The following is a 20238-nucleotide window of genomic DNA, read 5'->3' on the forward strand; positions in this document are numbered from 1 at the left end:
CTCTGGATGCGCTCCATGCACACGCAACCACCGCATTTAGTCCTCTGGATGCGGTGGTTGCACACGCAAGTACCGCATCCAGAGGACTGAACGCGGGAGGGGTCAGAGGTCGGGTTCGGCGATTTCGAAGTATTCCGGGAGCCGGGCGGTGCCGGCGAGGCCGAAGTACCGGACCTTCCGGCGCCGCCGCAGATGCAGGGTGTCCCGGACGGCGTCGTTGTGCACTCGCCGCGCGATGACGACGCGGTGCTCGGCGTCGGTCAATTCCTCGGCCAGCGGCGGCGGCAACGTCGTCCGATCGACGCCCGCCAGCCGCAGCGTCAGTTCACTTTCCTCGGCTTCGCGATCCGGGCGCCCGGCGTGCTCGGCCCGTTCGGCCAGCGCGCGCAGTTCCTCGTCACCCAGGATCGCGGCGGCCGCCCTGGCGACGACGGCGCGCCGCGCGAGGGCCGCGTCGAGCGCCGCCCAGCCCGCGTCCGTCCGGACATGCAGCCGGTCCAGCCGGTTCGCCGTCGCGAGCAGGAACAACCCGCCCAGCACCACGATCACGGCCACCAGGCCGCCGATCCACAACCACGTCGTCACCGGCTGAACTCGCGTTCGCCCGCGCCGACCCGCCGGGGATCGGCGGCGATCGCCGTCTCGTACACTCGCAGGACCTGCGTGGTGACCACGGACCAGTCGAACATCGCGACCCGCTCCCCCGCGGCCGCGGCCAGCGACACCCGTCGCGCCGGATCACCGAGCAGCTCGCGCAACCCGTCGGCCAGCGCGGCCGCGTCCCCGGTTTCGGTCAGCATCCCGGCCTTGCCGTCGTCGAGAACCCGGCGGAACGAGTCCAGCCCGCTCGCCAGTACCGGCGTGCCCGCCGCCATCGCCTCGGTGAGGATCATCCCGAAACTCTCGCCGCCCGTGTTCGGCGCGCAGTAGACGTCGACGCTGCGAAGCGCCCGGGCCTTCGTCTCGTCGTCGACCTGGCCCAGCAGGTCGATATGCGACGCGAGTTCCGGGCCGGCCTCGCGCCGGAGCTGCTCCGCGTCGCCGCGGCCGACCACCAGCATCCGCAGGTCCTCGAACTCCGGCAGCAGCATGCGCAACGCCTCCAGCAGCACACCCATCCCCTTGCGGGGCTCGGTGTACCGCCCGACGAAGCCGACCGTGCCGCCCGCCCGCGGGTAGCCGTCCAGCGGGAGCGCACGGGAGAAGAAGTCGACGTCGACGCCGTTGGGCACCTCGACCGCGTCTCCTCCGGCATGCTCGACCTGGACCCGGCGGGCCAGCGCCGACACCGCGATCCGCGCGGTGATCTTCTCCAGCAGCGGCCGCAGCACCGGCTGGAACGCCGCCAACGTGCGCGACCGGGTCGTCGCGGTGTGGAAGGTCGCCACGATCGGGCCGTCCGCGACCTTCAGCGCCAGCAGGGACAGACTCGGCGCGGCGGGCTCGTGCAGATGCAGGACGTCGAACTCGCCATCACGGATCCACCGCCGCACCCTGGCGTAGGAGACCGGGCCGAACTGCAGCCGCGCGACCGAGCCGTTGTACGGGATGCCGAGCGCCTTCCCCGCGGGGACGACGAAATCCGGGACGTCGGAGTCCTCGTCCGCCGGCGCGAGCACCGAGACCTCGTGCCCGCGCGCGAGAAGCGCCTTCGCGAGATCGATGACGTGGCCCTGCACCCCGCCCGGAACGTCGAACGAGTAGGGGCAGACGATCCCGATCTTCATGATCCGCGCCTGAGCCATCGGCTCAGCTCGCTTCGCCGAGGTCGGCCTGTTCCCCGGGTTCGAGATCGGAGAGCCAGAACTTCTGCATCATGTGCCAGTCGGCGGGATGCGCGGCGATGTCCCCGGCGAAGATGTCCGCCAGCGCCTGCGTGGCCGCCGGGACCTCGGACCGGTTGGTGACCCGGATCCTCGGGTGCAGCCGGATCTGCCAGCCGTCCTCGGTGAACCAGCAGCCGGCCGGGATCAGCGCGGCGCCGGTGGTCGCGGCCAGCCTGGCAGGCCCGCCGGGCATCCGGGTCTGCTCGCCGAAGAACTTGACCGGCACCCCCGAATTCGTCAGGTCCCTGTCCCCCACCAGGCAGATCGCCTTGTTCTCCCGCAGCCGTTTGAGCAGCACGCGCATCGCGGAACTGTCGCCGGTCAGCGGCACGATCTCGAAACCGAGCGATTCGCGATAGGACACGAACCGCTGGTACAGCGACTCGGGTTTCAGCCGCTCCGCGACCGTGGTGAAGCCGCCGAGGTAGTCCGCGAGCCAGACGCCCGCCGCGTCCCAGTTGCCGCTGTGCGGCAACGCCATCACCGCGCCGTTGCCCTCGGCGAGCGCGGCGTCGAGGTTCTCGACCCCGGTGATCGACTGGGCGACCTTGCGGCTGACCTCCTTGTGGTCCATCGAGGGCAGCCGGAACATCTCGTGCCAGTAGCGCGCGTAGGACCGCATCGCGCGGCGGGTCAGTTCGTCGAGTTCGGCCTCGTCGGCCTGCGGCACGACCCTGGCGAGGTTGCTCCGCAGCTGGCGCACCCCGCCACCGTCCCGCCGGACGGCGAGATCCGCGCCGAGGCCGAAGGTCACCGCGCCGACCTGCTCCGGCAGCCAGCGCGCGAGCCGCCAGCCCGCCGCGTAGCCGAAGTCGCCGAGACGCTGGGAGAACCCGCTCATGACCCGCCTTCCGTGGCGGGTGGCCCTGCCGCCTTGGCGGCCCTCGCCGCCTTGGCCACCGCGGCCGTCCGCTGCAGCAGGGTGATCACCGAAAGCACCGCCAGCAGCCAGAGGGTGATGTCCACGGTGTACGGAACGCCCAGACCGTGCAGTCCGGTTCCCACGAGGGCGATGATCAGCCGTTCCGCGCGTTCGACGAGCCCGCCGTCCGCTTCCAGCCCGGAGGCCTCGGCGCGGGCCTTGACGTAGGAGATGACCTGCGCGAGCACGAGACAGATCAACGCGGCGGCCGCGGCCGGACGGTTGTCGTCGTGGACGAAGCACCACCACGCGATCGCGGCGAACAAGGCGCCGTCGACCAGCCTGTCGCAGGTCGCGTCGAGGACGGCCCCGAACGCCGTGCCGTACCCGCGGGCGCGGGCCATCGCGCCGTCGAGCAGGTCCAGCATCGCGAAGCCCCACACGGTGAAGGTGCCCCACAGCAGCATGTCGTTGGGGAAGAACGCGAGCGCGCACAGGACCGCGCCGGCCGTGCCGATGACGGTCATCGCGTTCGGGGTCAGACCCGCGCGGACGAGCACCTTCCCCATCGGGTCGGTGACGCGGGAAACGGAGGCGCGCGCGAAAATGTTGAGCATCGGTTCTTCAGGTGCACCTAAGCAGCAGGGTCGGATGGGCGTCCGAAGCCTATCCCCCCGCACCGACGCCCGCCGTCGTGCCCGCCCCGGACCGGCTTCCGCTCAGTCCGCTTTGGCCAGTTCCGGTGCCTCTCGCGGGTCGCCGGAGGCCACACCGGACTCTTCGCGCAGGGCCAGTTCCGCCTCGGCGGCGGCACATTTCGGCGTCAGGCGTCCCAGCACGGCGGCGCTGATCTCCCCGAGCGCCTTCACCTGTTCCGGGGTCAGCGGATCGAAGAGACTCTCGCGGACGGCCTCGACGTGCCCGGGTGCGGCCTTCTCCAGCGCGGCGAAACCCTCGGCGGTGAGGACCGCCCAGGAACCGCGTTTGTCGGTGGGACACGACTCACGGCGCACCCAGCCGTTCGCCTCGAGCCGCGCGACAGCGTGCGAAAGCCTGCTGCGCGACGCCTTGCGCGCGTCGGCGAGCTCGCTCATCCGCAGCTGACGGCCCGGCGCCTCGGACAGGGCGACGAGCACTTCGTAGTAGGTGTGGGGCATGCCCGCCTCATGCTGGAGCTGGCCCTCCAGGTGCGCCTGCAGCATCCGCGTGGCCGCGGAGAAGTCGCGCCAGATCTTCTGCTCCTCGTCGGAGAGCCATCGGGGTTCGGACATGTGACTCATTCTACCCCTGGTTGAGCGCTCAACCAAACTGCGCTACAGTATTTGTTGAGCGCTCAATCAGCTGAGGGTTCCCCTGGACAGACCACAGACTTTTGGAGATCGACTTCATGACCACCACCGAAATCCCGGGTTACGTCGCGGGCAAGTGGACGATCGACACCGCTCACTCCGACATCGCCTACACCGTGAAGCACCTCGGCCTGGCGAAGTCCCGGGGCAACTTCACCGCCTTCACCGGCGAGGTCGTGACCGCCGACAACATCCTCGACTCCTCGGTCACCGTCGAGATCGACGCCTCGTCGGTCGCCAGCGGTGTCGACGGGCGTGACACGCACCTCAAGTCCGAGGACTTCTTCCACGTCGACGAGCACCCGGTCATCACCTTCCGTTCGACCGGCATCCGCGAGGACGGCGGCGACTACGTCATCGACGGCGAGCTCACCTGGCGCGGCAAGACCGTCCCGGTCTCGCTCGAGGCGGAGTTCAACGGCATCGGCACCAACCCGGCCAACGACAACGCCACCACCCTCGGCGTCTCGGCCACCGCCACGGTGAACCGCCGCGACTTCGGCATCGGCCCGGAGGGCAACGCCTTCCTGTCCGAGAAGGTCAAGATCGACATCGAGCTGCAGGCCGCGCTCAACTCCTGAGGCTCGGCTTCACGCGTTCCCCGGTTGTCGTCGGCAGGTCGGTGAATTCGGCCGTTCGGCAGACACGCCCGCCCGTTTCATGATTGATTGTGCGCGCACGTGTTTCACAAGAGAACTGGGGCTCTACAAGTGAAGAAGAAGATCGCGGCAGCGGCCGCCGTCATGGGCGCGCTGGCGTCAACGGTCGCGTTCGCGCAGCCTGCCAGCGCGGGCGTCGACACGAGGTACTACTACGAGTCCAGTTGGTCGTCAGAGGGCGACTGCCAGATCAACGGCTACTTCGGCCAGCAGAACGGCCGGTGGTCGGCCTACTTCTGCTCCGCGTCGACCTGGTCCTGGGACCTCTACATCAAGCGGTAGTCACCTCAGCCCGAAGTCCGCGAAGGCCTCCTTCCTTGCTCTGAGAGCAAGGAAGGAGGCCTTCGCGGACTTGAGAACATGGGCCCGCCGACGTGAGCAGGCGGCAGGCCTACCAGGCGCCCGCCAGAAGCTGCCGGGTCTCCCCCAGCAGCTGCGGCAGCACCTTCGTATGCCCGATCACCGGCATGAAGTTCGCGTCGCCGCCCCACCGCGGCACGACGTGCTGGTGCAGATGCGCGGCGATGCCCGCGCCGGCGATCACGCCCTGGTTCATCCCGATGTTGAACCCGTGCGCCGACGACACCTCGCGGATGACCCGCATAGCGCGCTGGGTGAACTCCGCGACCTCGACCGTCTCCTCCGCCGTCAGATCCGTGTAGTCCGCGACATGGCGGTACGGCACGGCCATCAGGTGCCCGGGGTTGTACGGGTACAGGTTCAGCACCGCGTACACCGTCTTCCCGCGCGCGAGGATCAGCGCGTCCTCGTCGCTCTTCTCGGGAAGATGACAGAACGGGCAGCCCTCGTCGGGCCGTTTCGACCCCTGCACGTAGGCGAGCCGGTGCGGGGTCCACAGGCGCTGCAACGCGTCCGGAACCCCCACACCGTCCTGTCCGACGACTTCAGGGCCATCGGGGCCCGTCACCGGAGGACCGCCTCCAAGCCCGCCACCGTCGGCGAGGAGTTCTCGCGGCGCTGGACCCAGCCGGCGATCGCCTCGACCGCGTCGGCCACCGGGACCCCGTTGATCTGGCCGCCGTCGCGGAACCGGAACGAGACCGCGCCCGCCTCGACGTCCTTCGCGCCCGCCAGGAGCATGAAGGGGACCTTCTGCGTGGTGTGGGTGCGGATCTTCTTCTGCATCCGGTCGTCGCTCGCGTCGACGTTGGCCCGGATCCCCTTGGCCCGCAGCGCCTTCTCGACCCCGCGCAGGTGCTCGACCTGATCCTCGGTGATCGGGATGCCGACCACCTGGACCGGCGACAGCCACGCCGGGAACGCGCCCGCGTAGTGCTCGGTCAGCACGCCGAAGAACCGCTCGATCGAACCGAACAGCGCGCGGTGGATCATCACCGGACGCTGACGGCTGCCGTCACCGGCGGTGTACTCCAGTTCGAACTTCTCCGGCAGCATGAAGTCCAGCTGGATGGTCGACATCTGCCAGGTGCGGCCCAGCGCGTCCTTCGCCTGCACGGAGATCTTCGGACCGTAGAACGCCGCGCCGCCCGGGTCCGGCACCAGTTCGAGACCGGATTCGACGGCCGCGGTGCGCAGCACCTCGGTGGCCTCGGCCCAGACCTCTTCGGAGCCGATGTACTTCTCTTCGTTCCGAGTGGACAGTTCGAGATAGAAATCGTCGAGACCATAGTCGCGCAACAGGTTCAGCACGAAGTCCAAAAGGGACTTCAGCTCACCGGGGACCTGCTCCAGGGTGCAGAAGATGTGCGCGTCGTCCTGCGTCATGCCCCGGACTCGGGTGAGTCCGTGGATCACGCCGGACTTCTCGTAGCGGTACACCGAACCGAACTCGAACATCCGCAGCGGCAGTTCCCGGTAGGAACGCCCGCGCGAGCGGAAGATCAGGTCGTGGAACGGGCAGTTCATCGGCTTGAGGTAGTAGTCCTGGCCGGGCTTGCGGACCGAACCGTCCTCGTTGTGCTCGGCGTCGAGGTGCATCGCCGGGTACATGCCGTCGCGGTACCAGTCGAGGTGCCCGGAGGTCTCGAACAGCGCGCCCTTGGTGATGTGCGGCGAATAGACGAAGTCGTAGCCCGCCTCCACATGCCGCTGGCGCGAGTAGTTCTCCATCTCCTGCCGGATGATCCCGCCCTTGGGGTGGAACACGGGCAGGCCCGAGCCGATCTCGTCCGGGAACGAGAACAGGTCCAGCTCGACACCCAGCTTGCGGTGGTCGCGGCGTTCCGCCTCGGCCAGCCGCTCCAGGTAGACGTCCTGCGCCTCGGCGGATTCCCAAGCGGTGCCGTAGATCCGCTGCAGCTGCGGGTTCTTGTCGTCACCGCGCCAGTACGCGGCGGCGACGCGGGTGAGCTTGAACGCCGGGATGAACTTGGTGGTCGGCACGTGCGGGCCGCGGCAGAGATCGCTCCACACGCGCTCCTTGGTGCGCGGGTCGAGGTTGTCGTAGATGGTCAGCTCGCCGCCGCCGACCTCCATCACCTCGGAGGTGTCCACAGTGGAGTCTTCGGACTTGAGGTCGACCAGTTCGAGCTTGAACGGCTCGTCGGCCAGTTCCTTCTTGGCCTCGTCGACCGAATCGAAGACGCGGCGGGAGAACTGCTGCGCGCCCTTCACGATCTGCTTCATGCGCTTTTCCAGCGCCTGCAGGTCTTCCGGGGTGAACGGCGTGTCGACGGCGAAGTCGTAGTAGAAGCCGTCCTTGACCGGCGGGCCGATGCCGAGCTTGGCCTGCGGGAACTGCTGCTGCACCGCCTGGGCGAGCACGTGGGCGGCCGAGTGGCGGATGACACTGCGGCCGTCCTCGGTGTTCGCGGCGACGGCCTCGACCTCGACCTCGGACTCGGGCGCCCAGGCGAGATCGCGAAGGTTCCCCTCGGCGTCGCGCACGACGACGATGGTGTCCGGTCCCTTGGTCGGCAGCCCGGCTTCGCGGACCGCGGAGCCCGCCGTAGTGCCCGCCGGTACCACCACGCGCGGGGCGGTTGCGGCTGCTACTGACGACGGCTGGGACACGATGGACTCCTCGCGGTTAAAGCGGATGGTTCCCGTGATGTTAGTCGTCAGGTGCGGCGCGGCTCACGCGCATTACCCCTAACACCACGAAGGCCTCCTTCCCGTCGGAAGAAGGCCTTCGCGTATCGAGGGACGAGGTCAGACGGTCTCGACGACCTCGTCGAAGTCCAGCCGCGGCAGGCGGTCGAACCAGGGGTTCTCGCCCGGCTTGCCGACGTTGATCACGACGAGGGACTTCCACGGCTTGTCCGCGAAGAACTCCTTGTCGATGCCATCGCCGTCGAAGCCGGTCATCGGGCCGGCGGCCAGTCCGGCGGCGCGGACGCCGATGATGAAGTAACCGACCTGCAGCAGCGCGTTGAGCTTGGCGGTCTCGACGCGGGCGGTCTCGTCGGCGAACAGGTCCTTGGCACCCGGGAAGTGCGGGAAGGTGCGCGGCAGGTTCTCGTGGAACTCGGTGTCGGCGGCCAGCACGACGGTCACCGGGGCGGCCTCGGTCTTGGCGCGGTTGCCCTCGGACATCAGCGGCGCGAGGCGCTTCTTGCCCTCTTCGGTGCGGATGACCAGCGCGCGCAGCGGCTGGTTGTTCATCGACGTCGGAGCCCACTTGACCAGCTCGTAGATCGCGCGGATCTGCTCGTCGGTCACCGGCTCGTCGCTGAAGTTGTTCGCGGTGCGGGCCTCGCGGAACAACAGGTCCTGAACGTCCTGCGGGAGGCTCAAGGCTTCGGTCGGCTCAACGCTGGTGGTCATGGGTGACTCTTCCTTCCGTACGCGTCCTGTACTCCTCCCAACCTAGTTGAGCGCTGAACTATTTCTCGTTCAACTACCCCTCCGTGTGTGCTCGATCACAAGAACGGCCGCCGTCCCAGGGGAACGGCGGCCGATGAGGGGAGGCGATGAGGGGTCAGTAAGCCCCGCGTCCCTGAATCACGGCACGGAAGGTCTTCCAGAGGATCACCAGGTCGAGGGCGAGGGACCAGTCCTCGACGTAGCGCAGGTCGAGACGGATGCTCTCGGCCCAGCTGAGGTCGCTGCGGCCGCTGACCTGCCAGAGCCCGGTCAGGCCCGGCTTCACCAGCAGACGACGGCGCGCGTCGGGGGCGTACTTCGCGGTCTCCTCCGGCAACGGCGGACGCGGGCCGACGAGGGACATCCGCCCGCTCACGACGTTGAACAACTGCGGCAGCTCGTCGAGCGAGTACCGGCGAAGCAGGGCGCCGACCCGCGTGACCCGCGGGTCCTTGCGCATCTTGAACAGCGGCCCCGCGCCTTCGTTCTCCGCCTGGAGATCCTGCTTGAGCTTGTCGGCGTCGGTGACCATCGTGCGGAACTTCAGCATGGTGAAGGTGTGACCGTCGCGGCCGACCCGGCGCTGCCGGTAGATCACCGGGCCGCGGTCGTCGACCTTGATCGCGATCGCGATCGCCAGCAGCAGCGGGGAAACGAGGGTGAGGAGCAAGGTCGAGCCGAACCGGTCGAGCACTTCCTTGACCAGACGGCGGCCGCCGGTGAACGCCGGCGCGCTGACCCGCAGCAGCGGCATGCCGAGCACCCCGGAGACGTTCAGCCGGGGACCGGCCACCTCCATGAGCATCGGGGCGACCACCATCTCGGCGGAGGTCCCTTCCAGATCCCAGGCCAGCCGCTGCAGCCGTTTCGGGTTCCAGTGCTGATCCGCGGTCACGGCGACCACGCGGTAGCCGCCACGGCGGACGTGGCCCGCGAGTTCGTCGAGCTTCCCGACGACCGGAACACCTTCGACCTCACCGCTCCCCCGCTCCGCGCCGGTGCCGGTGTAGGTGCAGACGGCCTCGACCCGCCAGCCGACATGGGGATCGGCCTTGGTGCGGGCGATGAGATCGGCGACCGTGTCGGGACTTCCCGCGGCGAGCACCGGCAGCAGGCATTCACCGAGCCGTCTGCGCCGGTGCAGCACCTGTCTCAGCGCGTACCGCTGCAGGAACATGAAGACCGAGATCATCGGGACGACGATGAAGACCCACGGCTGCACGGCGAGGGCGCCGAAGAGCAGGCCGCCCAGTGCCACGAGGACCGCGGTGGCCACCAGGCCCCGGCCCAGCGTGCGGTACTCCTCCGCGCCTTCTCCCAGCACACGAGGACTCCAGGCGCGGCAGACCGACAATCCGAACAGGAAGGCCGCGGCGGTCCCGGCCGCGTGCATGTCGTGCGGATCGGAGCGATCGATCAGGAAGGCGCTCATCACGATGAGCACGAAGGCGGTGAAAACGTCACTACCGATGACCCAGGCGCGGTAGCGCGATTCCCAAGCCGCGTACGGCGGCCGCGCCGACGTGGTGTCGACCGCGGCGGCGACGCCCGCACCCCTTTGCGGGGGAAGCGGGATCGACTGAAGGTCGATGTGCTGCGGCGTCCCTTTGACGGTGGACGACGGCCGCACCGACTCTTCCATCAGACCTCCCGGAGTGGGAATTCCCGAACGCCGGATCAACACGCTGAGTCAATGAGAGCGATTTCGAAGAGTGATCGATTCTCAAGATCCTTCAGCGGCCGATGGGGCGACACACGCCAAGGTATCGGCCACTCTCCGACCATCGTTACAAGGATTTCCAGCCACATCCTGCGCGGGCTTCCGGCAAATGAATGCCGTGTTGATAACAAGATGATGACGATGCGTAATAGACCGTATCCCCCGAACAACTACGCAAAGTAGTCATCAATTCCCGCTTTCCCGGCCACTTGGAGCACCGCGCGCCCGAACGGCCGAACAGCCCAGAAAACTCCACAGTGGACGGTCTGACTGAATCGATCTCCGGCCGGTCCACTGTGGATTTCGCGCCCCCGGAGCCCCACGGCCCGCGCCTCGCGCCGACGGCGAGACGACCTACCTTGTCAATCGGTCACCGGGGTGGCGTTTCGTCACATCACGTCAGCATCACGACGGCCCCGGCGCAGGGGCCGTGCGGGTGAGGCGTTCCTCCGTGCCCCGCATCACTTCCGCTGTGGTCTGAACCTCTCATGGTGGCCCATGGTGCCGAGGATCACAATGTCGTCTCGATGACCGTCTCTTGCTACTTGTTCGACACGCGAAACAAGGTTTCCGGCGAATGTCCACACCGGCCGGACCGGGACCCGACGGCGATCTTCGAACCGGCGGGCGCGCGGACATCGCCGTCGCGCCGGCGAAGTGCCCCCGCTCCCGGCCCATTCCGCGACGGCAGAAGTACCGACCCCGGATAACCCGCGTCCGACCTGGGGATCGAATGCGTCCGGACGGCTGCCGGTCGACACTGTCCGAGAATGAATCAAGGCCCCGGACCGATGGTCCAGGGCCTTCATCCGGTGGGCGATACTGGGATCGAACCAGTGACCTCTTCGGTGTGAACGAAGCGCTCTCCCGCTGAGCTAATCGCCCGCTCGCGGTGTCCGGCAGACTCTACCTCACGACTTTAGGGCGCCTGCAAACGGGTGGTTCACTCCGACCACACTCCGCTCACCAGCAAATACGGAGCGAACAACCACGAGCTAGCCGGGGTTGTCGGGGCCAGGGGCCGCCCGCGACGCGTTTCGACATTCGTGCGACGGTGCTATCGCGTGACGACTAAACCGCGCAGTATGTACATGTGGACTGCCTGCAGGGCGCATGGATGGCTGCGCGTCGCGCGGGTGATGATGGGGTGACGGAGCATGGACCCGGGGTCCGATGACCCCGTCCGGGTGATCTGCGGCAAAACCGCGTTCCGATCGGCCGGCCGAAACGTCACATCATCGCCACTCGGTTCGACCGGGCCGGGAAGGAGACGAAGGGTAGGACGATGCGCAACGATCACGTGACGCTCCGCTCGACGGCGGTGTTCGACCTCCTGGCGCCGCGGACACCCGCGGTCCCCGTGAAGGTGGAACTGCGATACGACACACGCGACCCCTATGCGGTCGTCGCCGCCTTCCGCACCGGCCGCGCCGGCTGGGTCGAGTGGGTCTACGCGCGCGATCTCCTCGCGGACGGCCTCCTCGCCGACGCGGGCGACGGCGACGTACGCATCCGCCCGTCCGTCGAAGACCCCGAGTCCGTCCTCATCGAACTGAACTCGCCGTCCGGGCACGCCATGTTCGAGGCGTCCGCTCAGGAGCTGGCCGACTTCCTCGACCGGACCTACGACGTCGTGCTGCCCGGCAACGAGCATCTGTGGGTCGACGTCGACGACGCCCTGACCCACCTCATTCCCAACGATTTGGCCTGATGACGGGCTTGCGAACAGCAAGTGGCACCCCGGTTGCAAGGCCGTTTTCGGGGTCCGATAGTGTTCACACACACCACGGCGACGGGGTGAGGAACAGAACCGCGAGGTACTGACCTCCGATCCCGGCCGAGGATGTGCGGATGTAGCGCAGCTGGTAGCGCATCACCTTGCCAAGGTGAGGGTCGCGGGTTCGAATCCCGTCATCCGCTCGGAAGGCCCTCTCGGGCCTGACACGGTGGAGTGGCCGAGAGGCGAGGCAACGGCCTGCAAAGCCGTGTACACGGGTTCGAATCCCGTCTCCACCTCGCGCGATTAGCTCAGCGGGAGAGCGCTTCCCTGACACGGAAGAGGTCACTGGTTCAATCCCAGTATCGCGCACCATCTGTTTTGGCAGGTCAGAAGCCCTGCTCCTCTTCGGAGGGGCAGGGCTTCAGTCGTTCAAGAGCTTGTCGTTCAAGGGCTGCGGCAACAGACGGTTGTCCGGAAAGGACCGGTACTTCGCCGGCGTCGTCGGCTCCAGCCGCGGACCGACCGCGGGCCATTCGCACGACCGGTCAGCGCATGGCCTCGATCACCTTGCCGAAGGCTTCCATCGCCGGTTCCATCACCGTGATGTAGTTGATCCCGTACACCTCACGGTTCTCCCGGAGCTGTTCGGCGATCTGCCGCGGCGTCCCGATCGACACCGTCGGAGCGGCGAGAATCCGTTCGTCGTCCAGGTGCGGCGCGAAACGGCGGACCTGGTCGAGCGCGGACCTCCGGTCCTTGGTGAGCACGGTCGCCTTGGACAGGATGTTGTATTCGATCTCCTCGGCCCTGGCACCGGCCGCGCGACGCACGAACTCGGCCCGCTCCGCCATTTCCTCGGCGGTCGCGATGACCATCCGCCCGTACTCCGCGCGGTACTGGGCACCGACGAAGCTGACGATCTCCGCGTTCCGCGCCGCCAGCCGCAACACCCGATCGCCATGCCCTCCGACCAGGATCGGAGGATGCGGCCGCTGCACGGACTTCGGGTGCTCCGGATCGGCGCACGGGGGCGCACTCATGCCGTCTCCCACCTGCCGGTCACCACTGCCGCCGGAAAGCTCATCGTAACCGCCGAACGCACATCTCCCGAAGCGCGAAATGTACGAACTTTCAGTTATTTTTGTGCAATCCACACATGCCAGCGCTGCCGCCGGGCGGAAGGTCGAGGGTATCGATCAGGGTTCGGTCTTACCCCGGGGACGTCCAGACACAGACGACCCCGCCCGTGGATCGACTCGCGGGCGGGGCCGTTGCCGACGATGCGGCGTGGTTCATCTCCAGGTGGGTCCAGGCCGGACGGCGTCCCGGCACCTGGCCTGCTGTTCCGTGCTAGCCGAGCACGTTCTGCGCACCGCGGATGACACCGCCGAGAAAGGGGCCGATGGGAATGCCGAGGACGAGGCCGTCTTGGTTTCGTGGCGTGCCGCCGGACGGCGACTCCGCGGCGAGGGCGGGAACGAGGAACAGGGCGGCGGCCGCCGCGACGGCGACCAGGCCGGCGGATCGGGCGAGTCGGTACACGGACACTCCAAAAGATCGCGGTTGGTAGGGGTTCTCAACCTCGTGGATGTCGAGGGACCCCGGCATCCGCAACTGATCAACGTTGCCTGATCAGGTGATCCGCGTCCCGCGCGGGCTGTGGTCGCTTCGGCTTCGCTCCCACCAAGTACGACCCGCACGGCAGGGCCGCGACCGAGCACACCGTCATGGCCAGGTAGAGGGGAATCGCGGTGTGCTGGCCGCCGAGTCCGACCAGGGGTGCGCCGAGTCCACTTTGGAGTGTTCCCGGTATTGCCGACGCGGTCCCGGCGGATTCGGGGACCGCGTCGATCGCCAGTGCGGTGGCGTTGCCGAATACCAGGGTCACGAACGTATGGCGCAGCTTGTGCGGATGCATCCACGGCAGCCGTGCCACCGACACCTCGGACAGCGCTCGCAGCCGTCGCGTTGCGCAGTGCCGGTCCGTGCGCACACTTCGCCGGTTGAGCAGCATCGGACCGTGGTCGCGTTCACCGATGGCACGGTCGACAGCCCGGCCGACCGCCGACGGCAACAGCACCAGTACGACCTTGTGCCCCTTTCCGACCGCTCGCAGAACCCGGTGTCCGTGTTCCTCACCGACGAGATGATCGACGAACTCAGCCGGTATGCGCGGATCAGTCACATCGCGGCATGAGCGTGCGCTGCCCGGCCGACAGGTCGGCGACGGGGCAAGCCTCTCTTGTCGCCATCTCCGAATGGGTACGTAGGACGTCTTGGGAGATGGCAAGCTGTGATCTGTGAACCCGATCGTCGCGCAGGTGTTGACCATCGCCGGTGTCTTGCTCGGCTCGGCCGCCACGTTCGTCGTCACGTCCCTCACCGAGCGAGCCCGTTGGCGGCGAACGCAATCCGCCCGGTGGGACGACAAGCGTCTGCTCGCGTATTCGGAGTACGCCAACGCGGTCAAGCACATGGTCCGGCTGTGCCGTCGGATCGCGGAGACCCAAAAGCTGCTGCCCACAGGTCAGCCCATCGACCTCGACTCCGCGTTCGCCGACCTCGCCGAGGGGGAGACCGAACGAGCCGCACGATGGGAGACCGTCCTGCTCCTCGGCGAGCCGGCGACGATCTCCGCCGCACGAGCATGGAGCGAGCAGGTGTGGCAACTGGAGTACATCCTGCGCGAGGAGCACCCCGACGCGGCCGCGTTCACGAACGCCTACCGGAATGCCATGCGACTACGCAACGAGTTCTATGCCCGCGCCCGCGCAGACCTCGACATCACCAGCGGCCCGCTCCCCGAAATCACGTGGAAATCCCTCCAACCCCCGCCATCATCGCCTGACCACCCCGCCACACCGTGACGACCGATCAGCGGCATGAGCGCGAATTGCCCACCGGTGTTCAACGGGGCCGACCCGGCAGGAGGAGCTGTTCATGTCTGTTCGCTTGAGCGCGGTCATCAAGGCGCCGAACGGATACCTGCTCGCCGTACGGCAAGACTTGCCTGACGGCACCCATCGACATCTCCTGCCGGGCCGCGGGGTCGACGACACCGAGGGGCCGTTCGAGGACGCATTGCGGCGTGCCCTCCGCGAGCAGGCGAACCTCAATACGACCATTGGGGCGCTCATCAGTATCGACAAGACCGGCGTTGACGACGAATACGTGTTCATCGCGCACATCGACGGGGACAACTCGGTTTCGGGGGACTTCACTGAGCGGCTCCCTCCAGCACCGGGCGGGTGTTCCTGGAACTGCATCGAGCTCACCCCCGCCGCCGTCCACGACGCCAACTTCACGCCCAAAGGGGTCAGATACCTTCTCGCCGGCCACCTGCGACACGGCCAGAAGCCGTGGGCGCTGGCCGATATCCGATCACGACCGCCTGCCACTCGCCGCCACCATAAGGCGCGCTGAGCGCTGAGCCATGCGAGTCCCGTGTCCACCGGCACAGGCGGGCTCGGCAGCGTCGGGACCACGCCCGCCCCGCGACATGAAGGGTTGTTTACGGACGGTGATCGGGCTATAACACGGATGCGGCGCCAAGCGACAGTTCACCAAGCCGAGTTCGCGGCGGGTCGGCCCGAAATCGATGTGGGGGCAACCGGTGACCGAGCTCGTCAATGTGGGTACGGACGAGGACCCGGTGCTGGATGTCGTTTTCGTGCACGGCCTCGACGGCGACCCCTATAAGAGCTGGTCGGCGAAGCGGAAGGACTCGTTCTGGCCGGAGTGGCTTGGGCGGGACATCGAGGGATTGTCTATCTGGTCGCTGGGGTATGACGCGGCGTCGAGCCGCTGGCTGGGCGACTCGATGCCGATCCAGGACCGTGCGATCAACTCGCTGGCTGAACTGCAGGGTCACGGGATCGGGCAGCGTCCGCTGTGTTTTGTCACCCACAGCATGGGCGACTTGGTGGTCGAGGAGATGCTGCTGCACGCGGCCGACGGTCGCGCCGACTACACCACACCCGAGGACGGCGACCGCGACCTCGACCTCTACCAACACTCCGCCCGCCTCATCGCGCACGAGGTAGAGAACCGGCTCTCGGCCACCGGATGACCGTCAAAATCCGCCCCTGATAGGAACCCGCTCGCCTGATCATCTCCGTTTGGCGGACAGGCAGTGTTCCGTCGTACTGTGATCATCCGTCCGACTGACATGAGGAGAGATGATGTTCTGGACCATCCTGGGCTGGATCCTGTTCGGTCTGATCGCCGGATTCCTGGCCAGAGCCCTGGTCCCTGGGAAGGACGACATCGGCCTGCTCCGGACGATCGTGCTGGGCGTTGTCGGATCGGTCGTGGGTGGCCTGTTGTTCGGCCTGCTCACAGTCGGTATCCGCGGCTTTCAGCCTGCCGGGTGGATCGGGTCGGTCATCGGCGCGGTCATCGTCCTGGTCATCTACAACAAGGTGACTGGCCGCAAGAGCCACCGCGGCGCCTGATTCCCCACAACGCGTCGGGATGAGATCGGAGCCGTTCTCGGCGCACGTGTCAATCACCGGTTTCACCCGCAGGCAAGCAATTCGACCCTGACCGGCGTTAGCTCCCCCTAGACCCGGCGGAACGCCGGCCCCGCCGGCGTGTTCTTTTCTCGTCCGATCGTCGCCGTGGGCGAGGATGGCGGTCGGCTACGCATCCACCGCCCAACGTAGGCGCGCCGACGGCGACGGCAGCCACGATTGCGGCAGGGCGACTCAGCCCACAGTTGCGTCCAGAAGCCGTCCAGCCAGCTCGGACGCCGTCACCGACCACACAACCTCGCCCATCACTGCGACCCACGGCCACCGGTATCTCTCAGCTTCAGGTCAAGCGGTGTCGGCGTGTGCCTCGAGGTTTCCGGCTGAGGGTTCGGTCGGTGTCGGGAGGTCCAGTGCGCGGGCGAGGGCCGCGGTGACGGGGGCGGCGTGGCGGGGCAGGTTCTGGGCGGCCCAGTCGGCTGCCAGCGTGAGGAAGCCGGCGAGGTCGTGTTCGGCTCCGGCGAGGAGGCGCCGGAGATCGGTGGCGGGCAACTCGATCACCGGACTGCCGTTCTGCTCGGCGTCGACGGTCAGCCGGACTGTCTCGCCGTGGCGTTCGGCGCGCGGATCGGGATCGTGCCCGACCCAGGCTTGCCCGCTGCCATCGAGGACCTCGTGCCACTCGCGCCAGTCCTCCAGACCGTTGCAGCAGCCGGGCAGGAACGCCACACCCGTGGCGCTGTCGGTCACCCGCAGGCCGCCGGCCGCGAAGAGCGTGTCGAGGGTGAGCAGGCCGTGCAAGAACGACCCCAGTGGGTCGGCGGGGCGGGATGGGCGGTTGTCGTCCTCAGGTGCGATGTCGTTGCAGCCGGCGATGCGCATCACCGCTGTCCCGACCTCCAGCGGCGTGAGTTCGCCGGTGAGCGCCAGATATCCGAACGAATCGACCTCAGCGACCGGCCAGAGGGCGAAGCCGTCAGGCGCGTGGACCTCCAGAACGGGCTGCATCGTGATCACCCAGGGAGTGTCGCGCAACCCCACCCGTCCTGCCTCCCGATTACGTTGTGCACCATCTTCCCTGTCATACCTGACCTGACCTCGACATGAACGGGCTTCTGTGTGCGAGAGGAGCAGCAGAGGACCGATTCGCCGGCATGCCACCATGGGCCCGTGAACGTCGCATGGCCGGAACGGCGCGAGGATGTGATCTCCGCACTCGTAGTCCTCGCAGCGGAGCGTCCTGCGCTGGACGGTGCCGGCCGGGACACACGATTTCCCGATCTCACGAACGCTGTCCACTGGTTGGTGGACGACACTCCGTGGGATTTGGTGGATCCGGTCACGTCCGTTGGGACAATCCTCTGCAACGGTGACGAGGCCGACGTGATCCGCGCGGTCGTGGCCGCAGTCGTCGCCGTGTCGGATCGGCAGGGCGCTGTGGCTTCGGATGCGGCCTGGTTCGGTGACCGTGGCTGGTGTGAGGTTCGACGACTCGCTGCCGAGGCGCTGACCTGTCTAGCACCCTGATCCCCAGAATGGGCCCCCTAGGTCACGACCCGAGGAGCGAGCACGCTCAGCGGCATGTGAGTGCGATGGATCGCGACGCGAATTATTCCCTGATGGCGACGGCCGCCGATCAATCCTCGAAAGGCGAACGTGGCGGGCGTAGGTCCCACGGCAGTCGCTCTGCTGCGGCAGCCTGCACCCGCAGTACCCGATCCCGGTTAGCCCCGTCCTCATCGAGGATGCTCACGATCTCGAAAGCGTAGACGGCGGCGAGCGATCCGGAGTGCCCCGCAAACACCTCGCTGTAGAACATCCATAGTCCAGTGCGTGCCAGTTCACGGCACTCCGCGACAGGATTCCTTCCCTCGGACAGCCCGTGCGCGTGCCCATTGTCCCCGATGAGACAGAGGATGAGGTGGAAGAACTTGGCCCGCGCCTGCTCCGCGAGGTCGCCAGCGATCGCAGCCAGCGCCACGGCCAGAGTGGGCAACGACGCTTCGACCAGCACGTCACCGGGCGCCACCACGTGGTCGACCAGATCCGTGCCCTCCATTCCCTGTGCCACCGCCACCAGGTCTTCAGCGAGGTGTCCTGATGAACGCTGGCACCCACATCTCATCGCGGCCCAGTCGTACCGCTCGATCTCCAGTCTCATAAGTTCCATGTGGACGCTCACCTCCGGCAGTCGAATCTACCGAGTCGCCGCATCCCGTATCGATCGGGTTGTCACCGTCGATCCGGACTGTCGAACGTCCGCTCGTCGGCATGAGCGTGCAGTTGGGCGCTGGTCAGCGGCATGAGGGTGCGTTGGACTGCCCGCTCCGCACGGCGAACTTCCCACCAGCACTGGTTGATCTGCGTAGGGGGTCGGGAGCATCAGCCGGACGGGTAGCCACAACCTCCCCTTCCAGTAGGCGAGGTTGTGGCGGGCGCGGGTGGTCGGACCCGCAGACGATCGGTGAGCCATACGGCACGGCCGACACAGCTCGAAAGTCATTGGTGCCGCATCCGAAACGGTCGGGCCGTGCGTCCGGGCCCATCGACGGTGAATCGGTGCTAACGACAGGAACACGACATCCAGCATCCGATCATCGGTATGAAGGAGTGCACCGGATCATGGCCGATCGGCATGACATACCATCTGGATAATGGCGTACGCGGGCTCCCGGACCATGAATGTCGGAACCTGGTTGCTGCCCGAGGATGAAGGCGCGTTCGACCTGGCGTTGCACGACACGTTCCCGGACGCCGGATGGCAGTGCTCGCAGCCGGGACCGCTGGGGCTTCACCCCCTCCACCTCCACTGCTCGCTGGCAAACGCGATGGCCTGCGGCAGCCGTGGAGTTCAGGCATTTCTGCACCTGCCGATCGGCGCGAGCCTGCCATCAACCGTCACGCTCGCCGATGGCGTCCCGCTGCCGGACGGACCACCAATCGCTGCCATCATGCAACTCCTGCGCTCAACGCGCCGACATGATCCCGGCGGTACGTACTGCGATCACGACGCCCGGTACCGGCACCCGGAAGGCGGCCCGTACTTTGATGCCGGCAGGCTGGCCACACGCTGGTTTGTGGACGAAGTCGGTGACTCCACCCACCAGGTCCTCCTGCGGCAGACACGTGCGGTTCGGTCGGCGCTGACAGCCACGACTCGTCCGGCCCGCATCAAAGATCAGAATGGCCGACGGCTGACTGGCTACCGCATCGGTCCGGCCGCTCAAGCCATGGTCGAAACGAGGGGCATCCTTCTCGGCCGCGCCGGACTACAACGGTTCCAGCTCGGCTGAACTGCTGCGATCTCGGCGTCCGGCAACGCACTCAACTCGGCATAAGCGTGCGCTTCCGCTGATTTGATGAGAGGAAACAGCTCCGATCAAGCTGCCCCGCCGTCGTTGCCCCTGACGGCTCGCGCTTGGACCGCACGATGATGATCGCGGACCGGAATCGCCCGGCCTTCACCGTAACTCCTCTTGCGGGCAGTGTAAGTAATTGATACAAACCTTGCCATCGATACTGGTAAATTACAGGTCGTGACCTGAATGCAGACGCTCACTCGCCGGGCAAGACGCCTCCGCGGCTACCAGCAGCGCACATAATGGATGTGGGCGATGTAAATGTAGCCCACGTTGTACCAAGCACTGCTGGAGTTGTAGAAGTTCCCATAACGGAAGTCGTTGGCGAACCCGGTGACATTCACAAACCCGCCATTAGCGGTATATCCGACAAGTCCAGTGCCATTACTGCCGCTGTAGATGGGCTTTCCTGCATCGGTGTTGTACTGCCAGGTGGAGCACGGGACAGCCGCGACCTGCTGGGCCGCAGGGGCGGACGGTACCCCCAT

25 protein-coding genes and 4 tRNA genes are annotated in these 20238 nt (G+C 67.1%); 13 read left to right on the top strand and 16 right to left on the bottom strand.

Going from position 1 to position 20238, the window contains the following annotated elements:
• Positions 1-102 precede the first annotated feature (102 nt).
• From SD37_RS22785 to SD37_RS22805, 5 genes are all read right to left on the bottom strand, one after another.
• Positions 103-585 (bottom strand): hypothetical protein, encoded by a 483-nt coding sequence (locus tag SD37_RS22785; protein ID WP_044854973.1) that lies wholly within the window; start codon positions 583-585, stop codon positions 103-105.
• Complete coding sequence (locus SD37_RS22790) at positions 582-1727, bottom strand: glycosyltransferase family 4 protein (protein WP_044855082.1); 1146 nt, start codon at positions 1725-1727, stop codon at positions 582-584. The genes SD37_RS22785 and SD37_RS22790 overlap by 4 nt, the downstream gene beginning before the upstream one ends.
• A 22-nt stretch (positions 1728-1749) precedes the next feature.
• Positions 1750-2667: a phosphatidylinositol mannoside acyltransferase gene (locus tag SD37_RS22795; protein ID WP_044854972.1), complete on the bottom strand. Its 918-nt coding sequence runs from the start codon at positions 2665-2667 to the stop codon at positions 1750-1752.
• Complete coding sequence (gene pgsA / locus SD37_RS22800; protein WP_037307085.1) at positions 2664-3305, bottom strand: phosphatidylinositol phosphate synthase; 642 nt, start codon at positions 3303-3305, stop codon at positions 2664-2666. The genes SD37_RS22795 and pgsA overlap by 4 nt, the downstream gene beginning before the upstream one ends.
• Positions 3306-3407: 102 nt before the next feature.
• Positions 3408-3959 (bottom strand): MarR family winged helix-turn-helix transcriptional regulator, encoded by a 552-nt coding sequence (locus SD37_RS22805; RefSeq protein WP_044854971.1) that lies wholly within the window; start codon positions 3957-3959, stop codon positions 3408-3410.
• A gap of 116 nt (positions 3960-4075) precedes the next feature.
• On the opposite strand from SD37_RS22805, the gene SD37_RS22810 reads away from it, so the two are divergent.
• Positions 4076-4618, top strand: a complete 543-nt coding sequence (locus tag SD37_RS22810) for a YceI family protein (protein ID WP_044855081.1) — start codon at positions 4076-4078, stop codon at positions 4616-4618.
• 129 nt (positions 4619-4747) lie between these two features.
• The gene (locus SD37_RS22815) at positions 4748-4978 is read left to right on the top strand and encodes a hypothetical protein (protein ID WP_037307083.1); all 231 of its coding nucleotides are present in this window, start codon (positions 4748-4750) and stop codon (positions 4976-4978) included.
• 109 nt (positions 4979-5087) lie between these two features.
• On the opposite strand, the gene SD37_RS22820 is transcribed toward SD37_RS22815, so the two are convergent.
• The 5 genes from SD37_RS22820 to SD37_RS22840 all read right to left on the bottom strand — a co-directional run bounded on the left by SD37_RS22820 (position 5088) and on the right by SD37_RS22840 (position 11087).
• Entirely contained in the window at positions 5088-5624 is a 537-nt protein-coding gene (locus SD37_RS22820) for an HIT family protein (protein WP_044854970.1), read from the bottom strand.
• Positions 5621-7690, bottom strand: a complete 2070-nt coding sequence (gene thrS, locus SD37_RS22825; protein WP_044854969.1) for a threonine--tRNA ligase — start codon at positions 7688-7690, stop codon at positions 5621-5623. The genes SD37_RS22820 and thrS overlap by 4 nt, the downstream gene beginning before the upstream one ends.
• A 138-nt stretch (positions 7691-7828) precedes the next feature.
• On the bottom strand, positions 7829-8443 hold the full coding sequence (locus SD37_RS22830; RefSeq protein WP_044854968.1) for a malonic semialdehyde reductase: 615 nt from the start codon (positions 8441-8443) through the stop codon (positions 7829-7831).
• Positions 8444-8597: 154 nt separating this feature from the next.
• Positions 8598-10124, bottom strand: a complete 1527-nt coding sequence (locus tag SD37_RS22835) for a sugar transferase (protein WP_044854967.1) — start codon at positions 10122-10124, stop codon at positions 8598-8600.
• Between the two features lie 891 nt (positions 10125-11015).
• Positions 11016-11087: transfer RNA gene (locus tag SD37_RS22840), tRNA-Val, on the bottom strand.
• Between the two features lie 400 nt (positions 11088-11487).
• On the opposite strand from SD37_RS22840, the gene SD37_RS22845 reads away from it, so the two are divergent.
• From SD37_RS22845 to SD37_RS22860, 4 genes are all read left to right on the top strand, one after another.
• Positions 11488-11913, top strand: a complete 426-nt coding sequence (locus SD37_RS22845) for an SsgA family sporulation/cell division regulator (RefSeq protein WP_005159130.1) — start codon at positions 11488-11490, stop codon at positions 11911-11913.
• 136 nt (positions 11914-12049) lie between these two features.
• Positions 12050-12122 (top strand) — tRNA-Gly (locus tag SD37_RS22850).
• 25 nt (positions 12123-12147) lie between these two features.
• A tRNA-Cys gene (locus SD37_RS22855) sits at positions 12148-12218 on the top strand.
• A gap of 1 nt (position 12219) precedes the next feature.
• Positions 12220-12294: transfer RNA gene (locus SD37_RS22860), tRNA-Val, on the top strand.
• A gap of 173 nt (positions 12295-12467) precedes the next feature.
• Here SD37_RS22860 and SD37_RS22865 read toward each other — a convergent pair.
• The 3 genes from SD37_RS22865 to SD37_RS22875 form a co-directional block, all read right to left on the bottom strand.
• Complete coding sequence (locus SD37_RS22865; protein ID WP_201788843.1) at positions 12468-12962, bottom strand: LLM class oxidoreductase; 495 nt, start codon at positions 12960-12962, stop codon at positions 12468-12470.
• Positions 12963-13272: 310 nt separating this feature from the next.
• A complete protein-coding gene (locus tag SD37_RS22870) occupies positions 13273-13464 on the bottom strand; it encodes a hypothetical protein (protein ID WP_145926698.1) in 192 nt (63 codons plus the stop codon).
• A gap of 76 nt (positions 13465-13540) precedes the next feature.
• Complete coding sequence (locus tag SD37_RS22875) at positions 13541-13936, bottom strand: multidrug effflux MFS transporter (protein WP_145926699.1); 396 nt, start codon at positions 13934-13936, stop codon at positions 13541-13543.
• A 6-nt stretch (positions 13937-13942) separates the two neighbouring features.
• Here SD37_RS22875 and SD37_RS43220 point away from each other — a divergent pair, with 6 nt between their 5' ends.
• From SD37_RS43220 to SD37_RS22895, 5 genes are all read left to right on the top strand, one after another.
• Positions 13943-14119 carry a hypothetical protein gene (locus SD37_RS43220; RefSeq protein ID WP_167369655.1) on the top strand — a complete coding sequence of 59 codons (177 nt, stop codon included), beginning with the start codon at positions 13943-13945 and terminating at the stop codon, positions 14117-14119.
• Between the two features lie 103 nt (positions 14120-14222).
• Positions 14223-14789 carry a hypothetical protein gene (locus SD37_RS22880; protein ID WP_236725083.1) on the top strand — a complete coding sequence of 189 codons (567 nt, stop codon included), beginning with the start codon at positions 14223-14225 and terminating at the stop codon, positions 14787-14789.
• A gap of 73 nt (positions 14790-14862) precedes the next feature.
• Entirely contained in the window at positions 14863-15345 is a 483-nt protein-coding gene (locus SD37_RS22885) for an NUDIX hydrolase (RefSeq protein WP_044854964.1), read from the top strand.
• Positions 15346-15535: 190 nt separating this feature from the next.
• Positions 15536-15991, top strand: coding sequence for a lipase family protein (locus tag SD37_RS22890; protein WP_145926700.1), 456 nt, complete (start codon positions 15536-15538; stop codon positions 15989-15991).
• Between the two features lie 112 nt (positions 15992-16103).
• Positions 16104-16376 (top strand): GlsB/YeaQ/YmgE family stress response membrane protein, encoded by a 273-nt coding sequence (locus SD37_RS22895; RefSeq protein ID WP_037305678.1) that lies wholly within the window; start codon positions 16104-16106, stop codon positions 16374-16376.
• A 363-nt stretch (positions 16377-16739) separates the two neighbouring features.
• Here the strand turns inward: SD37_RS22895 and SD37_RS22900 are convergent, their stop codons facing one another.
• Positions 16740-17399: a hypothetical protein gene (locus SD37_RS22900; protein ID WP_083255299.1), complete on the bottom strand. Its 660-nt coding sequence runs from the start codon at positions 17397-17399 to the stop codon at positions 16740-16742.
• Between the two features lie 162 nt (positions 17400-17561).
• Here SD37_RS22900 and SD37_RS22905 point away from each other — a divergent pair, with 162 nt between their 5' ends.
• On the top strand, positions 17562-17918 hold the full coding sequence (locus SD37_RS22905; protein WP_235783459.1) for an SCO4402 family protein: 357 nt from the start codon (positions 17562-17564) through the stop codon (positions 17916-17918).
• A gap of 109 nt (positions 17919-18027) precedes the next feature.
• Here the strand turns inward: SD37_RS22905 and SD37_RS22910 are convergent, their stop codons facing one another.
• Positions 18028-18552, bottom strand: coding sequence for a hypothetical protein (locus tag SD37_RS22910; protein WP_145926701.1), 525 nt, complete (start codon positions 18550-18552; stop codon positions 18028-18030).
• 493 nt (positions 18553-19045) lie between these two features.
• On the opposite strand from SD37_RS22910, the gene SD37_RS22915 reads away from it, so the two are divergent.
• Entirely contained in the window at positions 19046-19684 is a 639-nt protein-coding gene (locus SD37_RS22915) for a hypothetical protein (RefSeq protein WP_044854962.1), read from the top strand.
• A 290-nt stretch (positions 19685-19974) separates the two neighbouring features.
• Here SD37_RS22915 and SD37_RS42755 read toward each other — a convergent pair whose 3' ends face one another.
• Entirely contained in the window at positions 19975-20238 is a 264-nt protein-coding gene (locus SD37_RS42755; RefSeq protein WP_145926702.1) for a hypothetical protein, read from the bottom strand.

It is taken from the genome of Amycolatopsis orientalis, assembly GCF_000943515.2.
GTDB lineage: Bacteria > Actinomycetota > Actinomycetes > Mycobacteriales > Pseudonocardiaceae > Amycolatopsis > Amycolatopsis orientalis.